This window comes from Pseudonocardia lacus (assembly GCF_018531445.1).
Taxonomy (GTDB): Bacteria; Actinomycetota; Actinomycetes; order Mycobacteriales; family Pseudonocardiaceae; genus Pseudonocardia; species Pseudonocardia lacus.
Genome location: NZ_JAHDTH010000318.1, coordinates 1 through 5,858 on the forward strand (window position 1 = coordinate 1; position 5,858 = coordinate 5,858).

At 76.6% G+C, this 5,858-nt stretch carries 7 protein-coding genes; 2 read left to right on the forward strand and 5 right to left on the reverse strand.

Features of this window, described 5'->3' with window-relative positions; genetic code table 11:
• From KIK08_RS36700 to KIK08_RS36720, 5 genes are all read right to left on the reverse strand, one after another.
• Positions 1-184: hypothetical protein (locus KIK08_RS36700; protein WP_214407921.1), on the reverse strand; the 184-nt coding region annotated here is incomplete at its 3' end.
• On the reverse strand, positions 181-723 hold the full coding sequence (locus tag KIK08_RS36705) for an RNA polymerase sigma factor (protein WP_214407922.1): 543 nt from the start codon (positions 721-723) through the stop codon (positions 181-183). The genes KIK08_RS36700 and KIK08_RS36705, both read right to left, overlap by 4 nt.
• Positions 720-1,799 carry an amidoligase family protein gene (locus tag KIK08_RS36710; protein WP_214407923.1) on the reverse strand — a complete coding sequence of 360 codons (1,080 nt, stop codon included), beginning with the start codon at positions 1,797-1,799 and terminating at the stop codon, positions 720-722. Before KIK08_RS36710 ends, KIK08_RS36705 begins: the two co-directional genes overlap by 4 nt.
• A gap of 43 nt (positions 1,800-1,842) precedes the next feature.
• Positions 1,843-2,568 carry a hypothetical protein gene (locus tag KIK08_RS36715; RefSeq protein ID WP_214407924.1) on the reverse strand — a complete coding sequence of 242 codons (726 nt, stop codon included), beginning with the start codon at positions 2,566-2,568 and terminating at the stop codon, positions 1,843-1,845.
• Between the two features lie 98 nt (positions 2,569-2,666).
• Positions 2,667-3,710 (reverse strand): alcohol dehydrogenase catalytic domain-containing protein, encoded by a 1,044-nt coding sequence (locus KIK08_RS36720; protein WP_214407925.1) that lies wholly within the window; start codon positions 3,708-3,710, stop codon positions 2,667-2,669.
• A gap of 168 nt (positions 3,711-3,878) precedes the next feature.
• Between KIK08_RS36720 and KIK08_RS36725 the strand changes: the two genes are divergently transcribed.
• A complete protein-coding gene (locus KIK08_RS36725) occupies positions 3,879-4,805 on the forward strand; it encodes a VOC family protein (protein WP_214407926.1) in 927 nt (308 codons plus the stop codon).
• A 55-nt stretch (positions 4,806-4,860) separates the two neighbouring features.
• Positions 4,861-5,858, forward strand: a 998-nt coding sequence (locus tag KIK08_RS36730) for an ATP-binding protein (protein WP_308258124.1), incomplete at its 3' end; no start/stop codon positions are given.

Sequence of the window (5,858 nt, forward strand, 5' to 3'; positions counted from 1 at the left end):
CGGCCGCCGGGTCGGCCCCGTCCGGCCCCGCCTGCAGCACGAGCACGATGACCCCGGCCATGCCGGCCGCCCCCACGGCCGCGGCCGGCCCGGCCACGGCGCGCACCCTGGCCCGCTGCCGCCTGCGGCGCTCGACGATGTCGAACACGTCCTGCAGCGGCAGCGGGCGGTGCCGGTCGTTCATCGTCCACCTCCGGTGGTCGGCGCCGCGCCCAGCGCCCGACGCAGCCGGGCGCGGGCCGTGGTGAGCAGCGAGGACGCCGTGCCGACCGGCACCTGCAGCCGCTCGGCGATCTGGACCTCGGTGAGGTCGTCCCAGTAGCGCAGGCGGATCACGGTGCGCATCCGCCGGGGGAGCTTGCGGACCGCGCGGTAGAGGTCGTCGGGGTGGTGATGGGCCGTGTCGACGACCCCGCCGAGGAGCCCGGCGCCGGCCAGGTCGGGGACCATCCGGGCCAGCGCCCGGTCCTCCAGCGCGCGCTGGCGCCAGCTGCGCCGGCAGACGTTGACCGCGACCCGGTACACCCAGCCCTCCGGCGAGTCCATCGCCGCGATCCGCGGCCAGCGCTCGTAGGCGCGGGCGAAGGCCTCGGCCACCGCCTCCCGGCCCAGCAGCGGGTCGCCGACGGCCGCGGACACCCGCTGGGTGAGCCCTTCGGCGGTCGCGCCGTACCAGCGGGCGAAGTCGAGGGCCGCGACGGTCACGTCGACGTCGGTGGTCACCGCGCGCCGCACCCCCAGCGGGCCAGCGTCGCGACGTCCTCGTCGAGCCGTCCGGTGGGTGGGTGCGGGAGGCCGGGGCCCTCGACGCACAGCCGCAGCAGCCCCTCGACGAGCGCGGCCCGCTCCAGCACGGCGGCGGCGGTGTCCGCGCCGGGCAGGATGCGGACCTCCAGGGTGTCCTTGACGCGCGGAGCGCGCAGCACGTGCAGCAGGTTCACGTCGCTGTACTTGGTCAGCCCGACGTCGCCCAGCGCCGCCACCACCTCGTCCCACGGGCCGAGCCCGCGCAGCGCGTCGGTGCGGTCGAGCAGGGCCGGCGGCAGCGGGGCGAGCCGCGTGCACGCCGGGTTGGTGCCCAGCAGCCGCCACAGCGCCGCGCGCCAGCGCCCGAACAGGGTGACGACCTCGGCGAACGCCCGCGGCGCGCGGAACGGTGCCGCGTCGAAGTGCAGGTGCACGGCGGCCTCGACCGGGATCGTGCACCCGAGCTCCCGGGCCGGGCCCAGCAGCTGTTCGAGCCGCTGCGCGTGGTCGCGCTCCAGCGGCGGCGTGACGATCTCGGCGGGGCGCTGGCGCTCGCCGGGCAGCGGAGCGGCCATCGCCACGCTGGCGCCGTCGCGGTCGACGACGCGGGAGATGCCGGGCCCGGCCGCGAGGACGTCGGTGCCGAACAGCGCCGCGACCGGCTTGAGCACCTCGTCCCGCTCGGCCGTCGGGTCGCAGACGCCGGCCAGCAGGTTCAGCAGCCGGGCGTCGTCGGTGAGCAGCCGGTACCAGCCCGGCGCCGGGGCGGCCCGCACGTCGAGCCCGGCCACGATGGTCACGTCGTCGACCACCGAGCACAGCGGGGCCCCCGCGGGGTCGACGACGTCGAAGGCCGGGGTGAGGTGGCGGAAGCTGCCCATGCCCGGCACCGCGGAGGGCTCGCTGTCGCGGTGGAACGCGCGCTCGACCCGCCCGCCCGATCCGGCCGCGATCGCCGCGGCCAGATCGGCGCGGCTGCTCCCGCGCGGGGTCAGCAGCTCGATCTCGAACCCCACCCGCGAGCCCAGCTCGTGGGGCGCCTCTCGTGGCACGCGGACGGTCCCCCCGTTCCCGTTCGCCGTCGGTCCGTCGCGGTCAGTCTCCGACACCGGGGACGGCGGGCAGCGCCGTGCCCGAGCGCAGTAGCCCACCGGCCTTCAGCTTGGCGTCGAACGGTTCGGGCAGGCCCCAGTGCGCGGCGAGCGCGACCGCGTCGTCGTAGTCGTGGCCGGCGTCGAAGAAGGCGGCCACGGCGGCGTCGTCGGGGCCGGGCACGTACTCGCCCTCCTCGACCGCGTCGACGAACGGCAGCACGCCGACGACCTTCAGCTCGCGCCCGGCGGCGACCTTGGCCTCGGCCCGGGACAGCCCCCACTGCCCGGCCAGCACCTCGGCGTCCTCGCCGGTGTAGCCCAGCTCGAAGAACAGCTCGACCAGCCGCTCGTCGGCGACGCCGTCGGCGGCGGTCGGGTCGGCCGGCGCGGAGGCCTTGAGCGGCACGCCCCCTTCGAGCGAGGAGCCCGCCTTGACCTTCACCCCGTACGGGTCGAGGTCCAGGCCCCAGATCGCGGCCAGGTCGAGCGAGTCCTGGTAGCTGTAGCCGGCGTCGAGGTAGGCCAGCACGGCCGCCTGGTCGGGATCGGTCGGGACCGGGTCGGTCGTCCCGACGAAGGCCGCCGCGGCGGTCGCGGTCTCGGCGTTGGCGATCGCCGGCAGCACGAACGCCGAGCCGACGACCGGCAGCGCGATCAGCCCGGCCGCGGCCGCGCGACGGCGGTTGCGGCGGGCGGGCCCGGGGTCCGGGGCGGCGTTCGGGTCCATGCGATCTCCTCGGGAAGCGGCGGCACCGCCGTGCGGTGTCGGACACCCCCTGAAGCCCGCTGCGCCCCGGACCCCTGAGTGACGTGCGTCACGCCCGGTCAGGGCGTGATGACCACCTTGAGCGCCTCGTTCGCCGCGGCGTCGGCGAAGACGTCGTAGGCCCGGTCCATCTCGGCGAAGCCGAACCGGTGGGTGCCCATCCGCTCGGCCGGGATGCGCCCGCTCGCGACCATCGTCAGCAGGGTCGGCACCGAGACCGTGTCGACCAGGCCCATGGTCAGCGTGATGTTGCGGATCCACAGGTCCTGCATCGGCAGCTCGACCGGCACGCCGTGCACGCCGACGTTGGCCACGGTGCCGCCCGGGCGCACCAGCGCCGCCGCGGTCCGCAGCGTCTCCGGGTAGCCGACCGCCTCGATCGCCACGTCCACGCCGAGGCCGTCGGTCATCGCCAGCACGTCGTCGATCGCGCCCTCGCCGGCCTCGACGGCGTCGGTCGCGCCGAACTCCAGCGCCTTGGCCAGCCGGAACTTGTTGGTGTCCACGGCGATGACGCGCGAGGCGCCCCACAGGCCGGTGGTCAGCACCGCCGCCAGCCCGACCGCGCCGGTGCCGACCACGGCCACCGTGTGGCCCGGGCGCACCCGCCCGGCCAGCACGCCGACCTCGTAGCCGGTGGGCAGCGAGTCGGCCAGGAAGATCGCCTGCTCGTCGGTGACGTCCAGGGGGACGTGGTAGAGCGAGGTGTCGGCGTAGGGCACCCGCACGAGCTCGGCCTGGGTGCCGTCGATCAGGTGGCCGAAGATCCAGCCGATGCCGCCGACGGTCGCGCAGTGCGAGGGCATCCCGCGCTGGCAGTAGGCGCAGCGCCCGCAGCGGGTGATGGCCGGGACGAGCACCCGGTCGCCCTCGGCGAAGCCGGTGACCGCGGCGCCGACGGCGGCGACCGTGCCGACGGCCTCGTGGCCCAGGATGCGCCCGTCGGTCACCGCGGGGACGTCGCCGTTCAGGATGTGCAGGTCGGTGCCGCAGATGGTCGTCGTGTCGACCCTCACCACCACGTCGGTCGGGTCCTGGACGGCAGCGTCGGGTACGTCCTCCCAGCTCTTGCTGCCCGGTCCGTGGTACACCAGTGCCTTCATCGGCCGTCTCCGTCCGTCGGGTCGGACGTCCGACGCTAGTGACGGGCGTCACGGGTGCGTGTCGCAGATTGCGACGGCCGGGTCACGGACGACCTCTCTCATGGGAGTGTGCTCTCGTTTCGGTGTCCGCTATGTTTTGGGAGTGAACTCCCAGAATCGAGGCGGGCGATGACCGACACCGTGGATCGGGTGCACCACGTCGGGCACGTCGTGCCCGACATCGAGGCCGCTTCGGCCCGGTACCGGCGGATGGGGTTCCACGTGCCGGCGCCGCGCTTCCCCGTCCTGGCGACGGCGGGGGAGGGGGTGCGGGCGGTCGGCGCCGGCAACACCCACCTCAGCTTCGGCCGCAACTTCGTCGAGCTGGTCGCCCCGCTCGGCGCCGACGTCCCGGACGAGCACCTGGTGCCGCTGGTCGTGCCGGACGGGGCGCGGGAGCGGGTCGCGGTGAGCATCGCGGCCACCACGGCGCGGGTCCGTGCCGCCCTGGAGCGCTTCGCGGGCGTGCACATCCTGGTGCTGCAGACCTCCGACGTGGACGCCGCGGCCGCCCGGCTGACCGGCGCGGGGATCGGGCACGGCGGCGTCGTCCGGCTGACCCGCCCGGCGGTGGACGGCGGGGCGCCGGTCCCCATCGCCCTGCTGGAGGTCGACGCGGGGCACAGCCCCGAGGGGAGGCTGGCGCTGGCCGAGGAGCTCGGCGAGACCGGCGCCGAGCACCCGAACGGCGCGACCGAGCTGGTCGGGCCGGTCCTGTGCGCGCCGGACGCCGAGCTGGACGGGCACGCCGAGCGCTACGCCCGCCTGCTCGCCCGACCGGTCCGCGAGGCCGGGCCTACCCGCGTGCTCGACCTCGGCGCCGGTCGCGTCGTGCTCGTCGGTGCCTCGGCGCTCGATGCCGTGCTGCCCGGTGAGCGCCCACCGACGCTGCCGGCCTTCGTCGCGTTCGCGGTGCGGGTGCGCGACCTCGCCGCCACCCGGGAGCTGCTGGTCGGCGAGGGCTTCCCGGTGCGCTCCGCGCCGGACGGCGCCGCCTTCGTGCCCGCGGCGGCGGCCGGCGGGTGCGCCCTGGTGTTCACCGACCGCAGTTCCTGAGCTCCGGGAGCACCGCCTCGGCGGAGGTGTCGGTGGCGGCGTGCAGAATCAGGGGGTGGGGCGGGTCGGGGGGCGCAGCGGGACGGCGGACGCCGGGGTGACCCAGCGCGAGGCCGAGGTGCTGGCCGCCGTCGGCGAGCACCTCACCAACGCCGAGATCGCCGCCCGGATGGTCATCTCCGTGCGCACCGTGGAGAGCCACGTCTCCTCGCTGCTGCGCAAGCTCGCCGTGGCCGACCGCCGGGCGCTGTCCGAGCTGGCCGCCGAGCGGGCGGCCACCGCGGCGGCGCCACCCGTGCGGCCCCCCACGCCGCTGCCGTCGGCGCTGACGCCGTTCGTCGGTCGCGGCGCGGAGCGCGCGGCGCTGGGCGCGCTGCTGGTGGGCGAGGCCGGCAGAGCCGACGGCCCGCGGCTGGTCACCGCGGTCGGGCCGGGCGGGGTCGGCAAGACCCGGCTCGCGATGGCCGTGGCCGCCGACGTGTCCGACCGGGTCGCCGACGGCGTCTGGTACGTCGACCTGGTCCCCGTCACCGACGCGGCGATGGTCGCCCCCACCGTGGCCGCGGCGCTGGGCCTGGGCGAGCAGCCCGGCCGCACCGCCGACGACACGCTGCTCGAATGGGCCGTCGACCGGCGCGCCGTGCTCGTGCTCGACAACTGCGAGCACCTGCTGGACGGGGTCGCCCTGCTGGTCGAGCGGCTGCTGGCGGCCGGGGCCGGGCTCGTCGTGCTGACCACCAGCCGGGCGCGGCTGATGCTGCCGTTCGAGCGGATCTTCCCGGTGGGGGGCCTGTCGGTCCCCGACGACGAGAGCGGCGACGCCGTCGCGCTGTTCGAGCAGCGGGCGGCGGCCGCGGGCTCGCGTCCCGACGTCGCCGAGCGCGCGCGGGTCCGGCGGATCTGCCGCGGCCTGGACGGGGTGCCGCTGGCCATCGAGCTGGCCGCTGCCCGGCTGCCCGCGCTCGGGCTCGACGGGCTGGAGGCCGGCCTGGCCGACCGGCTCGACCTGCTGTCCGGCGCCCGCCGCGCCGACGAGCGGCACCGCTCGCTGCG